This window comes from Sphingomonas humi (genome assembly GCF_039536725.1).
GTDB classification, from domain to species: Bacteria; Pseudomonadota; Alphaproteobacteria; order Sphingomonadales; family Sphingomonadaceae; genus Sphingomicrobium; species Sphingomicrobium humi.
Genome location: NZ_BAAAZD010000002.1, coordinates 143,478 through 166,466, shown reverse-complemented (window position 1 = coordinate 166,466; position 22,989 = coordinate 143,478). Strand labels below are relative to the sequence as shown.

The window sequence follows — 22,989 nt, the reverse complement described above, 5'->3', positions numbered from 1 at the left end:
CGCCGATGACGTCACTCGGGAGTAGTTTCGGTCCCACAACAGAACAGGGGAAAGACCATGCGCCTCACCGCACCCGCCGCCCGCACTCTGCTTGCTACCACCGCCAGCCTCGCCTTTGCCGTTCCCGCGGCCGCGCAGACCAGCGGCGAAGCCCAGGCGCAGGCCGCGACCTCGACGGTGGCCGATCCCGCCCCCGACCAGGACGAGCGCGGGCTCGGCGACATCATCGTCACCGCCACCAAGCGCGCGTCGAGCGTGCAGGACGTCCCCTTCTCGATCAACGCCCAGACGCAGGAAGACATCCAGCGTGCCAATGCCTCGACCATCGAGGACATCAGCCGCAATGTCGCTGGCCTTCAGGTCCAGAACCTCGGCCCGGGCCAGAGCCAGGTCAGCGTGCGCGGCGTCTCGGCCGGCCAGATCGTTCGCGACCAGCCGGGCGTGAAAGAACAGGTCGGCGTCTACCTCGACGAAAGCGTCGTCTCGCTCTCGCTCTTCACCCCCGATTTCGACCTGTTCGACCTGAACCGAGTCGAGACCCTGCGCGGGCCGCAGGGAACCCTTTTCGGTTCGGGCAGCGTCGGCGGCACCATCCGCTACATCACCAACCAGCCCAAGCTGAACCGCACCGAGGGCCTCGCCGAAGCCAATCTCAACACCCTCAAGGACGGCGGGCAGGGTGGCCACCTCAAGGCCGCGGTAAACCTCCCGCTCGGCTCCACCGCGGCGCTCCGCGTGGTCGGGTACGGCACCAAATATGCGGGCTTCGTCGATGCGGTCGGACCGGCCGGCGGCAAGGACGTCAATGACGGCACCCGCTTCGGCACCCGCATCTCGCTGCTGTGGCAGCCGACCGACGCGGTCCGTCTCACCCCGCGCGTCGTCTACCAAGAGGTCGAGGCCGACGGCTTCAACCGGCAGGAGATCTTCAACCTTTATTCCAACGCCTTCACCACGCCCAAGCGCATCTTCGACGAGCGCGAGCAATATCTCCTCCTGCGCGAGAAATTTCGCGACAAGACCCGCCTCGCCGACCTCACCGCGAGCGTCGACATGGGCCCGGCCGAGCTGACCTCGATCACCAGCTACATCGACCGCGACATCCTCGTCAGCCGCGACGCCTCGGCGCTGACCGGCTCGGTGTCGGTCGATCTCGGCTTCCCGACCGCGGCGGTGAACCTGCCGTCGAACCTCGTCGACACCACCGATCTCAAGCAATGGAGCCAGGAACTTCGCCTGTCCTCGACCGGCAGCGGTCCGTTGAGCTGGGTCGTCGGCGGCTTCTATTCCAAGGTTGACCGCAAATATACGCAGCGCCTGCCCACCCCGGGCTATGACGCGGCCACCGACGCGAAGCTCGGCGCGGGCACGTCCGCCGCGGTCCGCAACGGCTTCCCGACCAATTCGCCCTACAACGCCGACCTTCCCTACGACATCAAGCAGAAGGCGATCTTCGGCGAAGCCACCTACGACTTCGGCCAGGTCAAGGTGACCGGCGGCGGCCGCTACTACGACTTCTCCGAAAGCCGCGACTTCATCTCGGGCGGCCTGTTCGCCAACGGCGACCGCCGGATCGGCGACAAGACCAAGTCGAACGGCTTCAGCCCGCGCGCCATCCTGTCGTTCGAACCGAACCGCAACCTCACCTTCAACCTCCAGGCGGCCAAGGGCTTCCGCCTCGGCGGCGTCAACGATCCGCTCAACCTTCCGCTCTGCTCGGCGGGCGACCGCGCGCTGTTCGGCGGCTTCCAGGACTATGACGACGAAACGCTTTGGAACTACGAAGGCGGGGTCAAGTATAGCAAGGGCCCGGTCACCTTCAACGCGGCGGCCTTCTATACCGACATCAAGAACCTCCAGGTCACGCTGGACGCGGGCAGCTGCTCGAGCCGCGTCGTGTTCAACGTCGCCAAGGCCCACACCCGCGGCGTCGAGGCCGAGTTCAACCTTCGCCTCCTCGAAGGTTTTGACCTGAGCTTCGCCGGCAGCCTGGTGAACGCCGAATTCGACACCACCCTGCCCGGCGCGCTGACCGCGGCAACCGGCATCCGCGACGGCAACCGCCTGCCGAGCGTTCCCAAATACCAGTTCGCCACCTCGGCGACCTATGGCAGCCGGATCAGCGACAGCGCAGAATGGTTCGTCACTGCCAGCTGGCAGCGGGTCGGCAATCGCTACACCCAGCCCGCCGACCAGGAGAACAACCCGCGCAACTTCGTGTCCGGCCTGCCCTTCAATGGCGCGACCGGAACCGGCGTGACCCGGGTCAATCTCCTGCTTCCGGCCTATGACCTCGTGAACCTGTCGGCCGGCCTCGACTTCGACAGCGGGCTCGGCATCCAGCTCTACGCCAACAACCTGTTCGACGAGAACGCGCTGCTGTCCTTCGACCGCGAACGCGGCGGCCGCGCCCGCCTCGGCTACAATATCGGCCGCCCGCGGGAGATCGGGATCACCCTGCGCCAGAAGTTCGGCGACAAGCCGCGCGAGGTAGCGCCGCCGCCGCCGCCTCCGCCGCCGCCTCCGCCGCCGCCGCCGCCTCCGCCGCCGGCGACCCAGACCTGCAGCGACGGCGCGGTGATCCTCGCGACCGACACCTGCCCGGCCGCACCGCCGCCTCCGCCGCCACCCCCGCCGCCCGCGCCCGTGCGCGGATGACGGGCTCCGGCCCAGCCGACGTCACGCGCCGCTCGCTCCTCATCGGGGCGGGCGGCGCTGCCGTTTCGGCGCCTGCGATCGTCCCCGCGCAGCGGCTCGGCTCGGCCCCGCAGGTGACCGTGGTCGGCGCCGGCGTGTTCGGCAGCTGGACCGCCGAGCAGCTTCGCCGCCGCGGCGCGCGCGTCACCCTCGTCGATGCCTATGGGCCGGCCCACAGCCGCGCCAGTTCGGGCGGCGAATCGCGGATGACCCGCGCCGCCTACGGCAAGGACGACATCTACACTCGCATGGCGCTCGCCAGCCTGGCCGAATGGAAGACGCTCAGCGCCGCCGCCGGCCTGCCGATCTTCGTGCCGCACGGCGTTCTCATGCTCTTCCCCCGCGAAGAGCAGTATTTTCTCGACACCATGGCCGCGCACCGCCGCCTCGGCCTCCCGACCCAGGCCCTCGGCCCCGCCGAGCTTGCCCGCCGCTTCCCGATGATCGACATGACCGGCATTGCCGTCGGCACCTACGAACCCGGGTTCGGCGCGCTCATGGCCCGCCGCGCGGTGCAGACCCTGGTCGGGCGCTTCCTCGCCAGCGGCGGCAGCTTCGAACAGCGCAAGTTCCAGGGCACCAGCAGCCTTGCGCCGAGCGATCACCTGGTCCTCGCGCTCGGCCCCTGGCTTCCGCGCGTCCTTCCCGGCCTGCTGCGTGGCCGAATCGTCGCGACCCGGCAGGAGGTCTTCACCTTCGCGCCCCCGTCGGCCGACGCGCGCTTCACGCCGGCGCAGATGCCGGGCTGGGCCGATTTCAACGGAGGCGACCTGTTCTACGGTTTCCCCGATCTTGAAGGCAAAGGCGTCAAGTTCGCGCGCGACACCCACGGGGTCGAGGTCGATCCCGACCGCAACGACCGCCGCTTCACCGATGCCGCGCTCGCCGCCGTTATCGCCTTTCGCGACCGCCGCTTCCCGCTCCTCCGCGGCGCACCGCTCGCGACCTCGGAAGTCTGCCAATACGAAAACAGCTCGAACGGCGACTTCCTGATCGCCCCGCACCCTCAGGATGCGAAGGTGACGCTGGTCGGCGGCGGCTCGGGCCACGGTTTCAAGCATGGTCCCGAAGTCGGCCGCCTCGCCGCCGAACTGGTGCTCGACGGCAAGCAGCCCGACCCGCGCTTCGGCCTTGCCACCAAGAGCAATGTCCAGAAGCGCGAGGTGATCTAGCTCAGCCCGCCTTGGCGACCCCGACCAGCGCCGGCCGCAACAGCCGGTCCTTGAGCACGTAACCGGCCTGCATCTCTTCGACGACCGTACCCGGCTCGGCATCGCTCGGGATCTCGATCATCGCCTGGTGGCGGTTGGGATCGAGCGGCAGTCCCTTGGCCTCGACCCGGGTCACGCCGTTGCGGCCGAACACCGAATCCAGCTCGCGCGCGGTCGCCTCGATCCCCTCGATGAAGTTCTTGAGCTCGCCCTCGCGCGCACCGGCCGGAATGTGGCTCAGCGCGCGGTCGAGATTGTCCTTCACGCTCAGCATGTCGCGCGCGAACCCGGTGTTGGCGTAGGTCACCGCCTGCACCCGCTCCTGCTCGGCGCGGCGGCGCACGTTCTGCACCTCGGCGGCGGCGTACAGCGCCTTCTGCTGCGCTTCCTCAAGCTGCTTCTGCAGCTCGGCCAGCTGATCATGCTCCTGCAATTCGGGGCTTTCCGCTGCCGTTTCCGCGCGGATCTCTTCAGCCTCGTCGTGACGATCGTTCATTCTTATCCCATCAATCTGGTGAGTGCTTGCGCCGTATAATCCACCATGGGAACGATCCGCGCATAGTTCAACCGCGTCGGCCCGATCACCCCGACCACGCCGACCACCCGTCCCTCGGCCCCGCGATAGGGCGCGGCGATGACGCTGGAGCCCGACAGGGCGAACATCCGGTTTTCCGATCCGATGAAGATCCGGCACCCCTCGCCCTCGCGCGCGCTCTCCAGCAGGCGGACGATTTCCTGCCGGTCCTCCAGTTCGTCGAGCAGCATCCGGACCCGCTCGAGGTCCAACGCCGCCGCCTCGTCGAGCAGGTTGGCCTGCCCCCGAACGATCAGGATCGGCCGCGACGGTCCGTCCTCGCGCCATTCGGCAAGGCCCGTTGCGACCAGTTCGGCCGCCGCCGCGTCCAGCATCTCGCGCCGCTCGCGGATCTCGGTCCGAAGCCGCGCTTCCGCTTCGCCCAGCGTCAACCCGGCCAGCCGCGCGGTCACGAATGCCGCGATCTCGCTCAGCGCCGACGCCGTCAGCCCGGGCGGAAGCGCGACCATCCGGTTCTCGACGCTGCCGTCCTCGCCGACCACCACCGCCAGCGCCTGCCCGTGGCCCAGCGGCACGAACGCCAGCTGGCGCAGCCGCCGCTCGATCTTGGGCGCGACCACCACACCCGCGCAGGCCGACAGGCCCGACAGCGCCGCGGTGGCATTGGCCAGCGCTTCCTCAATCGGGCGGTTGCGGACCTGGCCCTCGATCGCGGCGCGCTCTTCCGCGCTCGGCAAATGCGCCTGCATGATTCCGTCGACGAACAGCCGCAGCCCGGTCTCGGTCGGAAGCCGCCCCGCCGACGTATGCGGATGCGTCAGCAGCCCGCGCTCCTCCAACTCCGCCAGCACGGAACGGATCGACGCGGGCGACAGGTTGACCGTCCCGCTCAGTGACTTGGACCCGATCGGTTGCCCGCGCTCCAGATAAGCCTCGACCACCAGGCCGAAGATGTCGCGCATCCGGGTCGTCAGTTCGGGCAGCGGCGGGCTCATGATCCTGTCATTGAAAGGAACCAGGTGACGAAGCAATCCAGCAGCGCTCATATGGATCGCTTCATCGCTCCCGCAATGACGCCTGTCCTACACGCGTGCGATGTGGGATACGTCTGCCCATGGCGCTGACCGCCCTCGCCCTCCCCCTTTCGCGTGCCCAAGCCATTGATCCCGAACGAAGTGGACGAAGTGAAATCCAAGGCGGTTTTTCTTTTTCCGCCCACCCGCTAAGGCCCGCCCGAACCATCATCAGGAGAATAATCGATGCGCCCCTCCGGCCGCGCCCCCGACCAGATGCGCACGCTCAGCTTCGAGCCCGGCTTCACCCGCCACGCCGAAGGCTCCTGCCTCGTCAGCTTCGGCGACACCCGCGTGCTGGTCACCGCCAGCCTTGAAGAGAAGGTCCCGCCGTTCCTGCGCGGCAAGGGCCAGGGCTGGGTCACCGCCGAATATGGCATGCTCCCCCGCGCCACCCACACCCGCGGCGCGCGTGAAGCGGCCAAGGGCAAGCAGTCGGGCCGCACCCAGGAAATCCAGCGCCTGATTGGCCGGTCCCTGCGCGCCGTCACCGACCTGACGCTGCTCGGCGAACGCCAGATCGTGCTCGACTGCGACGTCATCCAGGCCGACGGCGGCACCCGCACCGCCGCCATTTCGGGCGCGTGGGTCGCGCTCCGCCTCGCGGTCGATGGCATCATGGGCAAGCTTTCGGGCGATCCCATTCGCACCCAGGTCGCCGCGGTCAGCTGCGGCTTCCATGACGGCACCGCGGTCCTCGACCTCGATTATGCCGAGGATTCGACCGCCGGCAGCGACGGCAATTTCGTCCTCACCGCCGACGGCGCGATCGTCGAAGCGCAGCTGACTGCGGAAGGCGCCACCTTCGACGAGGAAGGCCTGCTCCGCCTGCTCCGCCTCGCCCGCATCGGCTGCGGCGACATCTTCGCCGCACAGCTGAAGGCCTGCGGCCGGTGAACCGCGTCGGCGACAAGCTGGTCATCGCCACCCACAACAGTGGCAAATTGCGTGAAATCCGCGCCCTCGTCGCGCGGTTCGGGATCGAATGCGTCGGCGCGGCCGAGCTCGACCTTCCCGAGCCCGAGGAGACCGGGACCAGCTTCGTCGCCAACGCCGAACTCAAGGCCCGCGCCGCCGCCGACCTGACCGGCCTTCCCGCGCTCAGCGACGACAGCGGCCTGTCGGTCGACGCGCTGAACGGCGAACCCGGCATCCACTCCGCCCGCTGGGCCGAGGACGAGGCGGGCGATCGCGACTTCGGCCGGGCGATGGAAAAGGTCGAAGCCGCGCTTCTGGCCGCCGGTCCCGAGGCCGGGCGCGACGCGCACTTCACCTGCGCGCTCTCGCTCGCCTGGCCCGACGGCACTGTCGAAAGCTTTGAAGGCAAGGTCTTCGGCCACCTCGTCTGGCCGTCCCGCGGCGACCACGGCTTCGGCTACGATCCCGTCTTCGTCCCCCACGGCCACGAGCAGACCTTCGGGGAGATGGCACCCGAGGCCAAGCACGCGATGAGCCACCGCGCCAAGGCGTTTGAACTGCTGGTCGACTATCTCAAGCGATGAACTTCGTTCGTCCTGAGCGGAGCGCGCAGCGCGTAGTCGAAGGGCGCCTGCCCGAGCGTGCTTCGACTTCGCTCAGCACGAACGATGGGGACAACAGTCTCGCCCTCTACATTCACTGGCCGTTCTGCGTCAGCAAATGCCCTTATTGCGACTTCAACAGCCACGTCCGCGACTCGATCGACCAGCCGGCCTGGCGCGACGCGCTCCTTGCCGACCTCGCCCATGAAGCCGCGCTCCTCCCCGGCCGCCGCCTGACCAGCATCTTCTTCGGCGGCGGCACACCCTCGCTGATGGATCCGGCCACCGCCGGCGCACTGATCGATGCGGCGACCAGCCACTGGCCGGCCGCCCACGATGTGGAGATCACGCTCGAGGCCAACCCTTCTTCGGTCGAGGCCGCCCGCTTCGCCGACCTCGCCGCCGCCGGGATCAACCGCGTCAGCCTCGGGCTTCAGTCGCTTGACGATCAGGCGCTTGCCTTCCTCGGGCGCGCCCATTTGGCCACAGAGGGCCTTGCCGCCCTCGACGTCGCGCAGCGCCATTTCGGTCGCGTCAGCTTCGATCTCATCTACGCCCTCCCCGGCCAGTCCGCCGCCGAATGGGAGGCCATGCTCGCCCGCGCCTTGGCGCTCGGGACCGGCCACCTCTCGCTCTACCAATTGACGATCGAGCCCGGCACCCGCTTCGCCGCGCTTCACGCCGCCGGAAAGCTCAAGCCGCTCGACACGGACGAGGCCGCCGACCTGTTCGAACTCACCGGCGCGATGACCGCGACGGCCGGCATTCCGCTGTACGAGATCAGCAACCACGCCCGTCCGGGCCAGGAAAGCCGCCACAACCTCACCTATTGGCGCTATGGCGATTATGCCGGGATCGGCCCCGGCGCGCACGGCCGCCGCCTCGGCGCGCGCACCGTCCGCCATCGCAAGCCCGAGAACTTCCTCTCCGCCCTCGCCCGCAACGGGCACGGCATCGTCGAGGAAGCGCCATTGTCGCTGATCGAGGGCGCGGACGAGGCGCTGGTCATGGGACTTCGCCTCGTCGAAGGCATTGACCCCCAGGCGATCTGCCGCCGCTTCGGCCTCGACCGCCTGCTCGACGACCGGGCGGTCGCGCGGCTGGTCGCCAGCGGCCACCTCGAATGGATGGGCGAGCGCCTGCGCACCACGCCCGCGGGCCGCCTGCTACTTGATCACATCCTCGGCCAGGTCGCCGATCCTCAGCCGCCGTCGGCAGTCACGCGCTCGGCATAGGTCGCCACATAGTCGGCGATCTGCTGGTCGGCGTCCGACTCGGCCGGCTTGCGCGGCCGGCCGTTGCGCACGTCGATCGACACCAGCGCCGACCGGAATGCGGTCACCTGCGACGCGCAGCTCGCCCGCGCGATGCCGTCGAAGTCCGCTGGCGTCTTCTTGTCCTTCTGCGCCTGTTCGACCGAAGTCCTGAGGCATGCGATGAACGCCTTGCGCTGCGCCCCCGCGTCCACCTGCATCGTCGCCGCGGCAGTCACTAGCAACATACCCGTCAGCATCACGCTGGCCCTCCCCAAGTTGGTTGCAAAGGGGAGAATGCCGCGCTTCTGCGGACTTGGCTAGATGGTTCAGAAGCTCGTCGGAGCAGGCGAGACGAGCGCCGATCCCGACGCCGTCACCGCCCGCACCTCAAAGGCGCGCTGGGCGACATTGTCGGGGCGGAACCGGAACACGCCGTCGACCCCGGAGAAGCCCTCGCGGTCATCGATCGCGCCGAGCGGAAAGCGCCGTCCCGGCTGCCAGCTCCTCGCCGCCCGCGCTGCAAGCAGCACCGCGTCATAGCCGAGGCTGGCGATCCGCGGCGGGGTCTGTCCGGAATAGCGCGCCCGGTAACGCTGGACGAACTGGCCCCACCGTCCCTCCGTCGGCGCCGCAAACCAGGCCCCGCGCAGCCGCGGGCTCGCGCCGACATTCCCGTTCGCCCACAATTCGGTGCCGAGGATCCGAACGCCGGCCGGCACGTCCGCCGCCACGACCGCTGCCGCCCTGCTCCCGTCGGCGATCAGCAAGGCATCATAACTGCCGGCCGGAAGACGGCGCACCGCGCCTCGTGCCTCGGCCGGGCTGGGATAGGTCTGCACCCCCACCATCTGCCCGCCGGCCTGCCGCACGGCCACCGCCATCGCCTGGATCGAGCGCTGCCCGTAATCCGTCACAGGCGCCACGACGGCAAAGCGGCGCGAGCCGCGCTTCGCGGCCTCGGCCACCACCCGCTCGACCGCCTGGCTCGGCGTAAAACCGAGGATGTAGGTGCCCGGCGCGGTCGCGTCGCGATCGTTGCTGAAGGCGATCACCGGGACCCGGACCGTCCGCGCCACCGGGGTGACCGCGCGCACGTCCGCGCTCAGAAGCGGTCCGAGGATCAGGCCGTTGCCGGCCCCGATCGCCTGCCGCGCCGCAGCCGCGGCGCCCTGTCCGGCGGTATCATAGACGTTGAGCTGGAACGCGGTGACGCCCGCATCGGCAACCGCAAGGCGGGCCGCATTGCCGAGCGCCCGGCCAACCGCCGCATCCGGCCCGCTCAGCGGCACCAGCACCGCAACCTTGTTGACGCCCGGCGCGGCGGGACCCGGCCGGTTCGACGGCCCGGTGGCGCAACCCGCCAGCAGCAGTGCGCCGATCGCGGCGACGAGAAAGTTACGGCGGCCTTGTGCCCTACAGTCGGAGAATGCCATGACGGTAATCGCTTCCCATGAACCAGCCCCCGCCCCCCGGCCTCTACATCGTCGCAACCCCGATCGGCAACTTGGGCGACCTGACGGCGCGCGCCGCCGACCTGTTGCGCTCGGCCGACCTCGTCCTGGCGGAGGATAAGCGGGTGAGCGCCAAGCTCCTTTCTCACGTCGGGGCGAGCGTCCCCATGCGCACCTACAACGACCATAGCGACACGGCAGACCGCGAGGCCGTCATCGCCCGGCTCGGCAGCGAAGTCGTCGCGCTGGTCAGCGACGCGGGCACGCCGCTGATCAGCGATCCCGGCTACAAGCTGGTCCGTGAGGCGAGGGCTGCGGGGCACCATGTCGTCACCCTGCCCGGCCCCTGCGCCGCCATCGCGGCGATGACGCTGGCCGGTCTCCCGACCGATCGCTTCCTGTTTCTCGGCTTCCTGCCGCCAAAGGAAAAGGCCCGGGCGGAAGCCATCGCCGAAGTTGCGGCGGTGCGGGCGACGCTTGTCCTCTACGAAAGCGGGCCTCGCCTCGGCGCCGCGCTGGCCTCGCTCGCCAACGGCCTCGGCCAGCGCGAAGCGGCAGTCGCCCGCGAACTGACCAAGATGCACGAGGAATGCGTCACCGGCACCTTGTCCGAGCTTGCCGAACGCTATGCGGACGCCCCGCCACGCGGTGAGATCGTGATCGTGGTCGGACCACCGGCCCCGGCCGCCGAGCCGACGGCAAAGGATCTCGACGAAGCGCTCAAGGCCGCGCTTGCGGCAGGCGAGAGCCCAAGCCGCGCCGCAGCCGCGGTCGCGCAGGACCTCGGGATCCGGCGCAAGCTCGCCTACGAACGCGCGCTGGAGCTCGGACGCTGAGCGAGGCGCGGGCCGAGGCCGAGCGCCGCGGCCGCAAGGCCGAAACGCTTGCTGCCTGGTATCTTCGCTGCAAGGGCTGGACCGTGCTCGCCCAGCGGGTTCGAACGCCGGTCGGCGAAGTCGATCTGGTCGCCCGCCGCGGCAAGGTCCTGGCCTTTATCGAGGTAAAGGCACGGGCCACGCGAGAAGCGGCCGACCACTCGCTCGACCTTCGCCGCCTCAGCCGCGTCGTCGCAGCCTCCGAACTGCTCATCCCGCGTTTCCTTGGCGCGGCCGAGGACGTCCGGATCGACGTGATCCACATTGTTCCGGGTCAGCTGCCGCGCCATCTCGAAGACGTCTGGCAAGGATGACAGCGGGCCGGGGGGCGACTAGGAGGACGGACCAATTGCGTTCGGAGCCCCAATGAGCCTCACCGTCGCGGTCCAGATGGACCCGCTCGAGACGATCAATATCGAGGGAGACTCGACCTTCGCGCTGATGCTGGAGGCCCAGCAGCGTGGCCATCACCTGTTCGAATATCCAGCTCATGCGCTGAGCTACGAGGATGGCGCGGTGCGGGCCCTGGCGCGTCCGGTGACGGTGCAGCGCATCACCGGCGAGCATTTCCACGCCAGCGAGGCAGTTACGCTCGACCTGGTGGAGGACGTCGATGTCGTCCTGATGCGGCAGGACCCGCCGTTCGACATGGGCTATATCACCGCCGCCCACCTGCTCGAGCGGGTGACCGGCCGCACCCTCGTGGTCAACGATCCCGCCAATGTGCGCAGCGCCCCTGAAAAGCTGTGGGTGCTCGACTTCGCCCGCTTCATGCCGCCGACCCTGATCACCCGCAGCATGGAGGAGCTTACCGCCTTCCACGCCCGGCATGGCGAGATCGTCCTGAAGCCGCTCCACGGCAATGCTGGCGCCGCAGTGTTCCGGATCGGGCGCGAGGGCGGCAATCTGCGCGCGCTGGCCGAACTGTTTTCCGAAACCTGGAAAGAACCGTTCATCGCCCAGGCCTTCCTCCCGACCGTCAGCGACGGCGACAAGCGCATCATCCTCGTCGACGGCGATCCGATCGGTGCCATCAACCGCGTCCCCGGCGCGGGTGAGATCCGCTCCAACCTTGCCGCCGGCGGAACCGCGCACCGCACCGAACTCAGCGAGCGCGAGCGCGAGATCTGCGCGGCGCTCGGGCCGGAACTGCGCGCACGCGGCCTATTGTTCGTCGGGATCGACGTGATCGGCGGCATGCTGACGGAAATCAACGTGACCTCGCCGACCGGCCTCGTCGCCCTCGACCGCTTCGAGGGGATCAACAGCGCCGGGCTGATCTGGGACGCGATCGAACGCAAGGCCGGTGGGAGTATGGCGCGTGGGTGATTGGGTCGTCCGTCTGATCGAGCAATCGGGCTATCTTGGCGTCGCCTTCCTGATGTTCCTCGAAACCATTTTCCCGCCGATTCCGTCGGAGGTCATCATGTCGGTCGCCGGCGTGACCGCCGCCAAGGGAGAGATGAGCCTCGGCGGCGCGATCGCGGCCGGAACTGCCGGCGCGATGCTCGGCAATATCGTCTGGTACCTCGCTGCCCGCGCGCTCGGTATCATTCGCCTGAAGCCGATCATCGACCGCTTCGGCCGCTGGATCACCATGGACTGGGCCGAAGTGCAGCGTGCGGAACGCTGGTTCCTGCAGAACGGCACCTTCTTCGTCTTCCTTGGCCGCATGCTGCCGACGGTGCGGAGCCTCGTCTCGGTCCCGGCCGGTCTTCTCAAGATGCGGTTCAAGACCTTTTTCATCGCCTCGACCATCGGCACCGCCGGCTGGACCTCGGCGCTGGCCTATGCCGGCTACAAGCTTCGCGAGCACTTCAGCGAGGTGGACCAGTGGCTGGGCCCGATCAGCAACGCGATCCTAGTCACCCTCGTGCTCGCTTATGTCTGGCGCCTGATCCGCTACCGCCCGGCCAGCTGATCGCTCAGGATCGCGGGTGCGCGGTCCGCCAGACGTCGAGCATGTGGGCGGCGTCCACCGCAGTATAGACCTGCGTCGAACTCAGGCTCGCATGGCCGAGCAGCTCCTGCAGCGATCGCAGGTCGGCGCCCCCGGCCAGCAGATGCGTTGCAAAGCTGTGCCGAAGCGCATGCGGGGTGATGCGGTCGCTCAGCCCCAGCGTTCGGCGCGCCGAAGCCACCGCGCGCCGAACGACGTCTGCACTTAACGCCCCGCCCTTCGCCCCCCGGAACAGCGGCGCGTCGGACGTCAGCGGCCACGGACAGAGCGCGGCGTAATGCCCGACAGCCTCTGCCACCAGCGGCAGTACGGCGACCACCCGCGTCTTGCCTCGCTTGCCGGTCACCCGCAGCGTCTCGCCAAGCGGGTGCACCGACGCCGGCAGCCCGAGCGCCTCCGAGATGCGCAGCCCCGACCCGTACAGCAACAGCAAGAGGGCGGTGTCACGGGCCGCGATCCACGGGTGTCGGGCCATCGCGCCGGTCTCTTCGGCAAGCGCAATCGCGTCGGCCGGTGCGGCGGGGCGCGGCAGGGTCCGGGGACGCTTGGGCGTCGCGATCCGGGGCAGCGCGGGGCTTGTCCCCAGCTGATCGGCGGCAAAGCGCAGGAAGGCGCGCACCGCCGACATCTCGCGTGCCGCCGCCGACGCGCCGAGTCCCTCCCCGCGCCGTGCCGCGAGGAAGGCACGAAGGTCGGATGCCTCCAGCGTGACGAGGTCGGAGGGCGCCACCGGCCCGCCCCGGTGAAGCGCGAGAAAGTTGAGCAACCGGTGCGCCGTCGCGACATAGGCGCGCGCGGTGTGCACGCTTGCCCTCCGCTCGAGCCGAAGCCGCGCGTCAAAGCGGGCGGCGAGCGCGCGGCAATCGGTGGTCAGTTGGTCAGCGTCCACCGCCGAAGCATAGCGCCGAGGCTGGCCCCGAGGAACAGCAGCAGTTCCGACCCGTGCCGCCCATCCATCGGTTCCGACCCGCGCTGGCCAAGCAGCAGCACTGCCTCGGGCAGTGCATCGGGCAGGCGGATCAGCGCTTCGGCCCCGATCAGGTCGCAGGCCGGCCCGAACAGGGCATGGCCGCGCTCGACAGTGCGAAGCTCGACCGGCTCACCGCCGCCCATCCATTGGCGCAGCAGCGCAGCCTCGCAATGCTGCACGCCGCTCGAATCGATCCGGAATCCCTGGGTGCCGACGATCAGCCCGAGCGCCACGGCGTCGAGGCCGAGGATCAGCGGCCATTCCTGGACCACCACGTGCAGCAGATGATCGAAGTCGGTCGTGTCCATCGCGGCGAGCACCGCCTGGTGGATGGCCGCAACCGCGCCCGACTGGCCGCGCGCGAAGGCGAGCAGGTCTTCCCGCGCCTCCTCGGCGGCGGCGACCCGCGCGCGCAACCGCGCAAGCGCATGATCCTCGAAGGAGAGGAGCTGTCCCATGCGCACAGTCTATGGCCAGGAAGGTTAACGTCCAGTGCCTGGACGCAACGGTCGTCAGCCGATCTTCTGACCGGTCGATTCCCAGTCCTTCATGAAGGCCGCGATTCCCTTCTCGGTCAGCGGGTGATTGAATAGTGCCTTGATGACACTCGGCGGCGCGGTCATCACGTCGGCGCCAAGCTTGGCGCTCTCGTGGACGTGGATCGGATTGCGCACGCTCGCGACCAGGATTTCGGTCCCGAAATCGTAATTGTCGTAGATCATCCGGATATCGGCGATCAGCTCCATCCCCGGGTAGCCGATATCGTCGTGGCGGCCGACGAAGGGCGAGATGAAGCTCGCTCCCGCCTTGGCGGCGAGGAGCGCCTGGTTGGCCGAGAAGCAGAGGGTCACATTGACCATCGTTCCGTCGCTGGTCAGCGCCTTGCAGGTCTTGAGCCCGTCAATGGTGAGCGGCACCTTGACGGTGACGTTGTCGGCAATCCGCCGCAGCACCTCGGCCTCGCGCATCATCCCCTCATGGTCGAGCGCGACCACTTCGGCCGAGACCGGGCCGGGGCAGATGCGCGCGATCTCGGTAACTGTCTCGATGAAGTCGCGGCCCGACTTCATGATCAGGCTGGGGTTGGTGGTGACGCCGTCGAGGAGCCCGGTGTCCATCAGCTCGCGAATATCGGCGAGGTCGGCAGTATCGGCGAAAAACTTCATGTCGGTACCATCCCAAGTGCAGTTGCCCTGCGCTTAGCGGCGCGGCACACAAGCGTCCATGACCGAGCATTTCCTTGCCGAGCGCAACGGCGCCCACCTTCGCCTCGCCTTCAACCGGCCGGAACGGCGCAATGCGATCACCGTCGCCATGTATGCCGCGCTCGCCGACGCCCTGACCGCCGCGCAGGACGATCCCGAAATCCGCGTCATCACGCTCGAGGGCGAAGGGGTCGATTTCACCGGCGGCAACGACCTCGCCGACTTCATGAAGGAATTGCCGCAGGACGGGCAGACCGACGTCCCGGTCTGGCGGCTGCTGCGCGTGCTTGCCACCAACAAGGTGCCGCTGGTGGCCGCCGTCCACGGCAATGCGGTCGGCATCGGCACGACTATCCTGTTCCACTGCGATCTCGTCGTCGCCGAGGAAGGAACGCGCTTCAAGATGCCGTTCACCGAACTTGGCCTGGTACCGGAGGCCGCAAGCTCGCTGATCCTTCCGCAACTGGCCGGCCGCCAGCTCGCCGCCAAATATCTGCTGCTTGGCGAGGCGTTCGGCGTCGACGAGGCGGAACGCTTCGGCCTCGTCACCCACCGCGCGCCCGCGGGCGGCCTTGCCGAGCGCCTCGGCAAGGTGATGGGCGACCTTCTTTCCCGCCCGCCCGAAGCGCTTCGCCTGACCCAGCGCCTCCTGCGCGGCACGTCGCACGACGCCGTGCTCGAGCGGATGGAGTGGGAAAACGGCCACTTTTCCGAACGGCTGACCTCGGATGAGGTCAAACAGGCCATCATGGCCTTCTTCGCCGGGCGAAACGCCCGCGGTTAGGACGCGACCCAGACCCTCTTCTTCTTGGTGATCTGGATTTCAGGACCGGGGAAGAACAGCATGCTGGTGCTCTGCTCGTAGGTCACCTGAAGGTCGAGATACTTGGCCTTGTCGGTCGGATCCTCGACCGGCGTCGCCGGTACCGTGATCTTGAAGGTGCCCGGCCCGATTCCATAGACCGCGTCGGTCATCTTCTGCTTAATCGTCGTGGCGGTGGGCGTTGGCCACAGCGTCGCGGTGCGCGCGCCCTGGCCGAGCGAATGCTGAATTCCCGAATTGGCGCGGAACAGCATGCCCATCTGGGCGATCATCCAGATGAAGGTGATGGCGATGGGAAAGGCGAAGGCGAGTTCGACGATGGTCGCACCGCGTTCGTCGCGCGCCAGATCCTTGAAGATCATCACTGGATCCTCACTCCTGCTTGCGCTCGCACGCGATACTTGCCGTCCACCAGGGTACCGAAAGTGATCGGCAGGATTGGCGTGTAATCGTCGTAGATCTGGATCGCCAGGTAACGGGTCGTGATCTGCGGGGCGACGCACCGGTCGCTGAGATAGGTGTTGCGCTTCACGCCATCGCAATAGCGGGTGTAGGTGACCGTGATCTTGTCGGCGGTCAGTCCCCCGCCCGCCTGCGCGATCGCTTCGGATTTGAGCGTTCCTTCCGGCGTATCCTCGCCGGTGGTCTGCATCTGCTTTTCGATCGCGCGCTGCGCGGCCTGTTCGAGCGCGAGCTTGCGGCTGTAGGCAAGGCTGAGGTCGGCGATGCCCGCGACCATGATGCTGAGCATGGTTGCGCTCAGCGCAAGTTCGACCGTCGCGAGCCCGCGCTCGTCCTTCCGGAGCGATTTGAAAAGCCGCCTCATGCGACAAGCCTCACGCGGATCACGCTGCCGCCGCCATTCTTGCCCCCGGTCGCGCATTCGCTGAACAGCTTGATCTTCGAATTACCGGTGAACTCGACCCGCTTGCCGATGATCTGGACGCACGCCGGACCCGAGGTCACGCCCGCGCCGCCATTGTAAAGCAGCGATCGGTTGGGAGTGTAGATCGCTCCGGTGATGACCGATCCGCCATTCCCGTTGAACTGGTTCTGGCTCTTGCTGTCGTTGTCCGTCGCCCGGATGTCCTGGTAGAAGGCGATACCAGCGTAGGTGCCGGACGTCGGAGCAGTTACGTTGAGGTTGCCGCCAGTAATCTTGAAATTCCCCGTTTTGGTGGGGTCGCCGAACTTCGTGAGAAGGAACGAGCAGCTCGAACAGGTTACACCGACCCCGCTGGTCGACGAATTCATGATGAAATCGCCACCGTTGATGACGTAGGTCGCCGGCCCGAGCGTGAGCTGTCCCGCGATCTTGAGGTCGCCGTTGATGCACACGATGTCGCCCGCCTTGTCGATGCTCGAGCGGTTCATCGGATAATCTTGCTGCTTGTCGGAGATGTTCGCGGTCCGGGTGCACTCCGACGGGCTGCTCGGCATCGCGGTGCCGGCATAGGGATCGTCGGCGGGCGGGCTGTAGGGATCGTAACCTTCGACCTGCCATTTCGCCGATGCCTGGATTGCGCCACCCGCAGCAAGCCTCTTCGCCTTCACCGTCGAAGCATTACCGGTATTCGTAGCGGCATTGGTCGGGTTCGCCGAATTGGCGATCAGCGAGCATTTTTCCATGTCGACGGTCGTGCTGCCGCCGATGTCGATGCCGACCACGGTCGAACGGCGATCCAGGCCCATCACGCAATATTCGCCGCCGCCCGGGACACCCGCCGCCGTCGCCACGGCAGGAATGGTCGGGGCCTCCGCCATGAAGAAGCTGCTGAAGGCCAAAGTCTTGCGCACCTTGAGCTCGACCTTGACCTGGTTGGTCATGTCGGTGGTGCTGGCCGGAAAGGTGATGACCGGGTCCGCCAGCAAGGTAATGCCCGTACGCTGATTGATCGCCAGATCGGAAGACACCGCATTGGCGACGCCAGCCGTGTCGCCGCCGGCGCGCACCCGCTCGTAGACGCCCGCCATGGCCGCGGAATCGGCGGCACGCTGGAGCTGGCGCTTCCACAGCGCCCACTGGATGGTATCCACCGCAAGGCCGGCCGATCCGACCAGCAGCGGCATCGCCGCCGCAACGATGATGAGGATGTTACCACGCTCGTTGCGCCGGAGCTTTTTCAGCAGTCGCAGCATCGAAATGGCCTCAAGATCATGGAACCGAACCCGGGTGGTAGCCCCAACAAGGTGAGTGAATCCCTTTGAAGAAGAGTTAACGGCCCGCAGAGCATCATCACTTGCTTGAAGACGGGCTGTATCACCCTTACAATACACCGACTTCTTGCGCGCAGGGCCGCCGACGGCCATGTTCGATCGAGAAGGGGAAAAAGGACATCATGGCCACCGATCCGACTGCAACCGCTGCTCCCACCGCAACCAAGCTCAAGCTTGATCCGCCCGAGGTGCTGCAGCCGGTCGTGCCGCAGGAAGCCGCGGGCCTGGTGCCGCTCAAGGAAACCGAACGCAGCGCGCTCGAACAGAAGGTCGACAGCTTCGTCGATGAACTGGTCGCGCTCGATGCCAACAGCCCCGACTTCGGCAAGAAGGTCGACCAGCTGACCGCCATGGGGCGCAAGGAGATTTCGGAGGCGGCGGGCGCGTCGAACCGGTTCCTCGACCGGCCGGTCAAGGCGATTGACAGCGACACCGGGATCGGCGCCGACCTGACGCAGCTGCGTTCGACGGTCGAGGCGCTCGATCCCAAGCGGAACGGAGCGCTGACCCCGACCAGGAAGCTGTTCGGGCTGATCCCTTTCGGTAAGTCGATCAAGAACTACTTCCGCCAGTATCAAAGCGCGCAGGGGCACATCAGCGCGATCCTCGCGCGGCTGCAGAGCGGCAAGGACGAGCTCCTGATGGACAATGCCGCCATCGACACCGAGCGCGCCAACCTCTGGAAGACGATGCACAAGCTCGAGCAGATGATCCACATCTCCAAGGCGCTTGATGGCAAGCTGGAGGAGAAGGCGGCCCAGCTCGATGCGACCGATCCGATGAAGGCCAAGGCGATCCGCGAGACCGCCCTCTTCTACACCCGGCAGCGGACCACCGACTTGCTGACGCAGATGGCGGTGACCGTGCAGGGCTATCTCGCGCTCGACATCGTCAAGAAGAACAACGTCGAACTGGTGAAGGGTGTCGACCGCGCGTCGACCACCACCGTCTCTGCGCTTCGCACGGCGGTGACGGTGGCGCAGGCGCTCACCAACCAGCGGCTGGTGCTGGAGCAGATCGGGGCGCTCAACACGACCACCGCAGGGATGATCGATTCGACCGGGCAGCTGCTGAAGAGCCAGTCGGCGACCATTCACGAGCAGGCCGCAAGCTCGACCATTCCGCTGGAGACGCTGCAGCGGGCGTTCCAGAACATCTATGACACGATGGACTCGATCGACAGCTTCAAGCTGAAGGCGCTCGAGAACATGAAGCAGACGGTCAACACCCTCGGCAACGAGGTGGAGAAGAGCCGCGGCTACATCGCCCGCGCCGAGGGCGCTAACAGCGGCGGCAACCGGCTGGAGGCGAGCTCGCCGTTCGCCGCGATCGAGGTCAAGTGACCGGGACCGACGACAAGGTTTCGAAGGCGCTTGCCCGGTTCGACCGGGTAATGGCGGTCGTCGATGAAAAGCAGGGACCGATCGCGACGCAGGCGCGGCAGGAGCGGCAGCGGACGATCAAGCGCTACGGCAAGGCCGGGCGCAATTCGGCGCTGGCGCTGCTTGCGGTCAGCCTCGGTGCGATCATGGTCGGAGTGGTGACCCCGATCGGGCTGTTCGGCTTCCTCGCCGCGGTGCTTCTGGCGGTCGCCGTCGCGGCCCTGCTGTTCGTCTGGGGCGTGCGCGAGGAGCCGGTCACCGCCGTGCCCAAGGATGTCTCCAACGGCGAGATGGTGCAGCGGTTCGGAAGCTACCTCTACCAGAACCGCCGTGCCCTCCCCGCTCCGGCGCAGGAGGTCGTGGACTCGATCAGCAACAGCCTCGGCACGCTCAAGCAGACGCTGGACCGGACCGATCCGCTGGACCCCGACGCGCAGGACGCGCGGCGCCTGATGAGCATCCACCTGCCGGGCCTTATCGACCGCTACGCCAAGGTGCCGGCAGCCTACCGCGCAGAAGCGGACGGCGAGGGCAAGACCGTCGACCAAAGGCTGGTCGAGGGCCTGAGCGCATCGCGGACCGCCTTGGACGAGGTCAGCGAGAGGCTGGCCAAGCGCGATGTCGATGCGTTCAGCACGCAGGGACGCTTCATCGAAAGCCGCTACGGCCAGAGCGAGTAGCGCTTACCTAAGTTGTCGAAGTTGACAGGGTGCGGGGGTCTGGCACCCCATGCCCCTGCCCTTCCGATGAACCTTTCGCCTCAATGACTTGAGCCCTTGTGAGCAGCTCAAATCCTATTGTTCAAGCACGAAAGGAAGCAGCCCTACCGGCGCGCCGCCGCGACGATCCGTTCGGCCTTGGCGAACAGCGCGGGATCGACCTTCGCGCCCGAGGCCACGGCATTCTCGTGGACCTGTTCGGGGCGGGAAGCGCCGATGATGGCGCTGGCGACATTGGGTTCACGAAGCACCCAGGCGAGTGCGAACTGCGAGAGCGAGAGTCCGGCTTCGTCGGCGAGTGGGCGGAGCTGCTGGACGGCATCGAGGATTGCGGGGGTCATCAGGCCCTTGATGAAGCCGCCCATCTCATCGCTGGTGGCGCGGGTACCGGTCGCCGGCGCCTCGCCGGGCTTGTACTTGCCGGTCAGCACGCCCTGGCCGAGCGGTGACCAGACGATCTGAGAAATCCCGTTGGCGGCGCAAAGCGGGATGACGTCCTCTTCCGGATCGCGGTGGAGGAGGCTGTATTGGGGCTGGCTGGAAACGAACTTCTCGACCCCCGCCATGTCGATCGCGGCCCGGATCCGGTCCACCGGCCATTCGGAAAATCCGAGGTAGCGGACCTTGCCGCTGCGCACGGCGTCGGACAGCGCCTCCATCGTTTCCTCAAGCGGGGTCGAATCGTCGTAACGGTGGCATTGGTAGAGGTCGATCACGTCGGTCCGCAGGCGCTTCAAGGAGGCGTCGAGCTGCTTTTCGACCTGCGCGCGGGAGAGGCCGCGGTCGTGGTCGGACATGGGAAAGAAGAGCTTGGTCGCAAGCACGTAGCTGTCGCGAGGCCGGTCGGCCAATGCCTCGCCGAGGAAGCTTTCGGCGGCGCCGCGGCCGTAGACGTTGGCGGTGTCGATGAAGTTGATCCCGGCATCGAAGGCGGCATCGAGGCAGCGGCGGGCCTTGTCCGCCTCGACCCCCACGCCATAGGTCAGCCAGGAGCCGAGCGAGATTTCGGACACGTGGAGGTCGCTGTCCCCGAGACGGCGGGTTTGCATTGGTCTGGTCTCCGGATGGTCAGGCGGGCTCGATGGCCTCGATGGTCAGGGTCTGGCCGTCGGCAAGCGCGACCTCGTCGCCCTCGGCCTGCCCAAGCATGGCGCGAACCAACGGGGCGGTGAAGGCGATGCGATCGGTTTCGGGGTCGCTCTCGTCATGGCCGACGATGAGGATCGTACGCGACTGGCCGTTGCGGGCGAAGGTGACGCGGGTACCGACCGCGACTTCCTCGCCGTCGGGAACGGGCACGAGCTGCGCGGTGGCGCGGCGATTGAGCCAGTAGCGGGCGTCGCGCTGGACCTTCTTGCGCTGCTCTTCCTCCATGGGCTCGGCGAGGCGCGCTTCGAGCTCGGCGACGCGGGCCTCGATCAGGGCAAGGCCGCGCGTGGTGACGAGGTTGGGGCCGGGCGGGATCGGCAGCTCGTACTTGGGTTCGAGATGCTCTTCATCGCTTTCGCGGCGGAAGGCGACGCTCATGATGCGGGCCGGGGGTTGGTCATGACACTCATTACAGTGGTTCCAAACCACCGAACAGCGCAGTCAGTTGCGGCGCGTCGCCTCGGTCACGCTCTGGTCGTGACCGCTCTTGTCGCTGAAGAAGGCGGCGGCGAACAGGCCGCAGCCGAGCAGGACCGAGATGAACACGCCGCCGATCACGGCGACGACCATGTGCAGGTAGAGTTCGCCCGTAGCGCCAAGATAGCCCAAGGCGCCGATCGTGAAGATGACGGCGAAGGCGAGGATCAGCTTCATCACGCGCTTGAATTCCGCCGTGGCCTTGTCGCGATCGGTCTGCATGGGACGGGTGTACGTCGCGCCTCCGGAAGACGACATTGGGCAGATTGTCCGAGGGGGTCAGTCGAGCTCGGCGAGGATTTCGGCGGTATGCTCCCCGAGGCGCGGGGGCAGTCGATCGCTGTCCATCCGCTCACCATCGAGACGGAGCGGGCTGCCGAGGAGACGCATGCCCTCCATCTCCCGCAGCATGGCGCGGTGGGTCGCCTGCGGGTCGGCAAGCGCCTGCGCGATATCGTTGATCGGCCCGGCGGGGATGCCGGCGCGCTCGCACGCTTCGTACCAGTAAGCGGCGAGCCTGGTGCGGGTGATCGCCTCGATCGCGGCGACTAGTTCGGCGCGGTGAGCGATGCGGGCGGCGTTTGTCGCATAACGTTCTTCCACGGCCCATTCGGCATGGCCCAGCATGGCAGCGAGGGCGGCGAACTGGCGGTCGTTGCCGACGGCGATGATCAGCGGCTGATCGGCGCAGGCGAAGGGCTGGTAGGGTACGAGATTGGGGTGGCTGTTGCCCTGGCGGCCCGGACTTTCCTGGCTGACGAGATAGTTCGACGCCTGGTTGGCCAGCATGGCGAGGCCGCAGTCGAACAGCGCGCTGTCGATCGTCGCCCCCTCCCCCGTCGTGCCGCGGCGGACCAGCGCGGCGAGGATCGCATTGGCGGTATACATGCCGGTGAAGAGGTCGACGATCGCGACCCCCGCGCGGAGCGGGCCGCCATTTTCGACCGTGTCGGGAAGTCCGGTGACGCTCATCAGGCCGGCCTGGCCCTGGATCATGAAGTCATAGCCGGCCTGCCCGGCGCGCGGGCCGTCCTGACCAAAGCCGGTGATGCTGGCGTAGACGAGGCGCGGATTGCGTTTCCGAAGCGTCGCGGAATCGAGGCCATATCTGGCGAGCGCGCCGACCTTGAAGTTTTCGACCACGACGTCGCTGCGATCGGCGAGGCGAGCGACCTGTTCGGCCCCTTCGGCGCTGGCGAGATCGATGGCGGCGCTTCGCTTGCCGCGATTGGCGGCGAGGAAATAGGCGGCGACGCGTTCCTCGCCCTCGTCGTGCCAGGGCGGGCCCCAATGGCGGGTGTCGTCGCCGGCGCCCGGCCGCTCGATCTTGATCACGTCGGCGCCGAGGTCGGCAAGGAGCTGCGTGCACCACGGCCCGGCGAGGACGCGGCTGAGGTCGAGGACGCGGATTCCGGCGAGGGGCCTGGTCACGCCTTGCGCCCTTCGACTACGCGCTTTGCGCTCCGCTC

Annotated in this window: 26 protein-coding genes; 12 read left to right on the top strand and 14 right to left on the bottom strand. The window is 67.6% G+C overall.

From position 1 onward, the window contains the following. Nucleotides 1-57: 57 nt before the first annotated feature. Together ABD729_RS08710 and ABD729_RS08705 are read left to right on the top strand one after the other, a co-directional pair. Nucleotides 58-2,658 carry a TonB-dependent receptor gene (locus ABD729_RS08710; RefSeq protein ID WP_344709848.1) on the top strand — a complete coding sequence of 867 codons (2,601 nt, stop codon included), beginning with the start codon at nt 58-60 and terminating at the stop codon, nt 2,656-2,658. Beyond that, nucleotides 2,655-3,869: an FAD-dependent oxidoreductase gene (locus tag ABD729_RS08705; RefSeq protein ID WP_344709846.1), complete on the top strand. Its 1,215-nt coding sequence runs from the start codon at nt 2,655-2,657 to the stop codon at nt 3,867-3,869. The genes ABD729_RS08710 and ABD729_RS08705 overlap by 4 nt, the downstream gene beginning before the upstream one ends. A gap of 1 nt (nt 3,870) precedes the next feature. On the opposite strand, the gene grpE is transcribed toward ABD729_RS08705, so the two are convergent. Beyond that, nucleotides 3,871-4,404: a nucleotide exchange factor GrpE gene (gene grpE / locus ABD729_RS08700; RefSeq protein WP_344709845.1), complete on the bottom strand. Its 534-nt coding sequence runs from the start codon at nt 4,402-4,404 to the stop codon at nt 3,871-3,873. A 2-nt stretch (nt 4,405-4,406) separates the two neighbouring features. Beyond that, complete coding sequence (gene hrcA / locus ABD729_RS08695; RefSeq protein ID WP_425564881.1) at nt 4,407-5,438, bottom strand: heat-inducible transcriptional repressor HrcA; 1,032 nt, start codon at nt 5,436-5,438, stop codon at nt 4,407-4,409. A gap of 264 nt (nt 5,439-5,702) precedes the next feature. Here hrcA and rph point away from each other — a divergent pair, with 264 nt between their 5' ends. Genes rph through hemW form a run of 3 tightly spaced genes read left to right on the top strand, consistent with a single transcriptional unit; the run spans nt 5,703 to nt 8,271 of the window. Next, nucleotides 5,703-6,413, top strand: coding sequence for a ribonuclease PH (rph, locus tag ABD729_RS08690; protein ID WP_344709844.1), 711 nt, complete (start codon nt 5,703-5,705; stop codon nt 6,411-6,413). After that, complete coding sequence (gene rdgB / locus ABD729_RS08685; protein ID WP_425564880.1) at nt 6,410-7,018, top strand: RdgB/HAM1 family non-canonical purine NTP pyrophosphatase; 609 nt, start codon at nt 6,410-6,412, stop codon at nt 7,016-7,018. Before rph ends, rdgB begins: the two co-directional genes overlap by 4 nt. Further along, the gene (gene hemW / locus ABD729_RS08680) at nt 7,015-8,271 is read left to right on the top strand and encodes a radical SAM family heme chaperone HemW (protein ID WP_344709843.1); all 1,257 of its coding nucleotides are present in this window, start codon (nt 7,015-7,017) and stop codon (nt 8,269-8,271) included. The genes rdgB and hemW overlap by 4 nt, the downstream gene beginning before the upstream one ends. Here the strand turns inward: hemW and ABD729_RS08675 are convergent. After that, nucleotides 8,238-8,549, bottom strand: coding sequence for a hypothetical protein (locus tag ABD729_RS08675; RefSeq protein WP_344709842.1), 312 nt, complete (start codon nt 8,547-8,549; stop codon nt 8,238-8,240). The two genes, hemW and ABD729_RS08675, sit on opposite strands and share 34 nt — an antisense overlap. Before the next feature lie 69 nt (nt 8,550-8,618). Then, the gene (locus ABD729_RS08670) at nt 8,619-9,725 is read right to left on the bottom strand and encodes a penicillin-binding protein activator (protein WP_344709841.1); all 1,107 of its coding nucleotides are present in this window, start codon (nt 9,723-9,725) and stop codon (nt 8,619-8,621) included. Nucleotides 9,726-9,742: 17 nt separating this feature from the next. On the opposite strand from ABD729_RS08670, the gene rsmI reads away from it, so the two are divergent. Genes rsmI through ABD729_RS08650 form a run of 4 tightly spaced genes read left to right on the top strand, consistent with a single transcriptional unit; the run spans nt 9,743 to nt 12,539 of the window. Then, the gene (rsmI, locus tag ABD729_RS08665; RefSeq protein WP_344709840.1) at nt 9,743-10,579 is read left to right on the top strand and encodes a 16S rRNA (cytidine(1402)-2'-O)-methyltransferase; all 837 of its coding nucleotides are present in this window, start codon (nt 9,743-9,745) and stop codon (nt 10,577-10,579) included. Continuing rightward, complete coding sequence (locus tag ABD729_RS08660) at nt 10,576-10,932, top strand: YraN family protein (protein WP_344711375.1); 357 nt, start codon at nt 10,576-10,578, stop codon at nt 10,930-10,932. The genes rsmI and ABD729_RS08660 overlap by 4 nt, the downstream gene beginning before the upstream one ends. Before the next feature lie 52 nt (nt 10,933-10,984). Next, complete coding sequence (gshB, locus tag ABD729_RS08655; protein WP_344709839.1) at nt 10,985-11,947, top strand: glutathione synthase; 963 nt, start codon at nt 10,985-10,987, stop codon at nt 11,945-11,947. After that, nucleotides 11,940-12,539, top strand: a complete 600-nt coding sequence (locus ABD729_RS08650; protein ID WP_344709838.1) for a DedA family protein — start codon at nt 11,940-11,942, stop codon at nt 12,537-12,539. Before gshB ends, ABD729_RS08650 begins: the two co-directional genes overlap by 8 nt. 4 nt (nt 12,540-12,543) lie before the next feature. Here the strand turns inward: ABD729_RS08650 and ABD729_RS08645 are convergent, their stop codons facing one another. From ABD729_RS08645 to fsa, 3 genes are read right to left on the bottom strand one after another with little or no spacing between them, the layout of a single operon-like run. After that, on the bottom strand, nt 12,544-13,467 hold the full coding sequence (locus ABD729_RS08645; protein ID WP_344709837.1) for a tyrosine-type recombinase/integrase: 924 nt from the start codon (nt 13,465-13,467) through the stop codon (nt 12,544-12,546). Then, nucleotides 13,449-14,006, bottom strand: a complete 558-nt coding sequence (locus ABD729_RS08640) for a DUF484 family protein (protein WP_344709836.1) — start codon at nt 14,004-14,006, stop codon at nt 13,449-13,451. The genes ABD729_RS08645 and ABD729_RS08640 overlap by 19 nt, the downstream gene beginning before the upstream one ends. A 54-nt stretch (nt 14,007-14,060) precedes the next feature. Next, nucleotides 14,061-14,714, bottom strand: coding sequence for a fructose-6-phosphate aldolase (gene fsa, locus ABD729_RS08635; protein WP_344709835.1), 654 nt, complete (start codon nt 14,712-14,714; stop codon nt 14,061-14,063). 58 nt (nt 14,715-14,772) lie between these two features. Here fsa and ABD729_RS08630 point away from each other — a divergent pair, with 58 nt between their 5' ends. Further along, complete coding sequence (locus ABD729_RS08630; protein ID WP_344709834.1) at nt 14,773-15,537, top strand: enoyl-CoA hydratase-related protein; 765 nt, start codon at nt 14,773-14,775, stop codon at nt 15,535-15,537. Here ABD729_RS08630 and ABD729_RS08625 read toward each other — a convergent pair. Genes ABD729_RS08625 through ABD729_RS08615 form a run of 3 tightly spaced genes read right to left on the bottom strand, consistent with a single transcriptional unit; the run spans nt 15,534 to nt 17,715 of the window. After that, complete coding sequence (locus tag ABD729_RS08625; protein ID WP_344709833.1) at nt 15,534-15,938, bottom strand: TadE/TadG family type IV pilus assembly protein; 405 nt, start codon at nt 15,936-15,938, stop codon at nt 15,534-15,536. The two genes, ABD729_RS08630 and ABD729_RS08625, sit on opposite strands and share 4 nt — an antisense overlap. Then, entirely contained in the window at nt 15,938-16,402 is a 465-nt protein-coding gene (locus ABD729_RS08620) for a TadE/TadG family type IV pilus assembly protein (protein ID WP_344709832.1), read from the bottom strand. Before ABD729_RS08620 ends, ABD729_RS08625 begins: the two co-directional genes overlap by 1 nt. Next, nucleotides 16,399-17,715, bottom strand: a complete 1,317-nt coding sequence (locus tag ABD729_RS08615) for a pilus assembly protein TadG-related protein (protein WP_344709831.1) — start codon at nt 17,713-17,715, stop codon at nt 16,399-16,401. The genes ABD729_RS08620 and ABD729_RS08615 overlap by 4 nt, the downstream gene beginning before the upstream one ends. Nucleotides 17,716-17,915: 200 nt before the next feature. Between ABD729_RS08615 and ABD729_RS08610 the strand changes: the two genes are divergently transcribed. Both ABD729_RS08610 and ABD729_RS08605 read left to right on the top strand, forming a co-directional pair. After that, a complete protein-coding gene (locus tag ABD729_RS08610) occupies nt 17,916-19,136 on the top strand; it encodes a toxic anion resistance protein (RefSeq protein ID WP_344709830.1) in 1,221 nt (406 codons plus the stop codon). Continuing rightward, nucleotides 19,133-19,855 carry a hypothetical protein gene (locus tag ABD729_RS08605; RefSeq protein WP_344709829.1) on the top strand — a complete coding sequence of 241 codons (723 nt, stop codon included), beginning with the start codon at nt 19,133-19,135 and terminating at the stop codon, nt 19,853-19,855. The genes ABD729_RS08610 and ABD729_RS08605 overlap by 4 nt, the downstream gene beginning before the upstream one ends. A gap of 143 nt (nt 19,856-19,998) precedes the next feature. Here ABD729_RS08605 and ABD729_RS08600 read toward each other — a convergent pair whose 3' ends face one another. The 4 genes from ABD729_RS08600 to ABD729_RS08585 form a co-directional block, all read right to left on the bottom strand. Continuing rightward, nucleotides 19,999-20,943: an aldo/keto reductase family protein gene (locus ABD729_RS08600; RefSeq protein WP_344709828.1), complete on the bottom strand. Its 945-nt coding sequence runs from the start codon at nt 20,941-20,943 to the stop codon at nt 19,999-20,001. 19 nt (nt 20,944-20,962) lie between these two features. Next, nucleotides 20,963-21,421 (bottom strand): GreA/GreB family elongation factor, encoded by a 459-nt coding sequence (locus ABD729_RS08595; protein WP_344709827.1) that lies wholly within the window; start codon nt 21,419-21,421, stop codon nt 20,963-20,965. 63 nt (nt 21,422-21,484) lie between these two features. Next, a complete protein-coding gene (locus ABD729_RS08590; protein ID WP_344709826.1) occupies nt 21,485-21,742 on the bottom strand; it encodes a hypothetical protein in 258 nt (85 codons plus the stop codon). A gap of 57 nt (nt 21,743-21,799) precedes the next feature. Further along, nucleotides 21,800-22,951, bottom strand: coding sequence for a CaiB/BaiF CoA transferase family protein (locus tag ABD729_RS08585; RefSeq protein WP_344709825.1), 1,152 nt, complete (start codon nt 22,949-22,951; stop codon nt 21,800-21,802). Nucleotides 22,952-22,989: the final 38 nt, after the last annotated feature.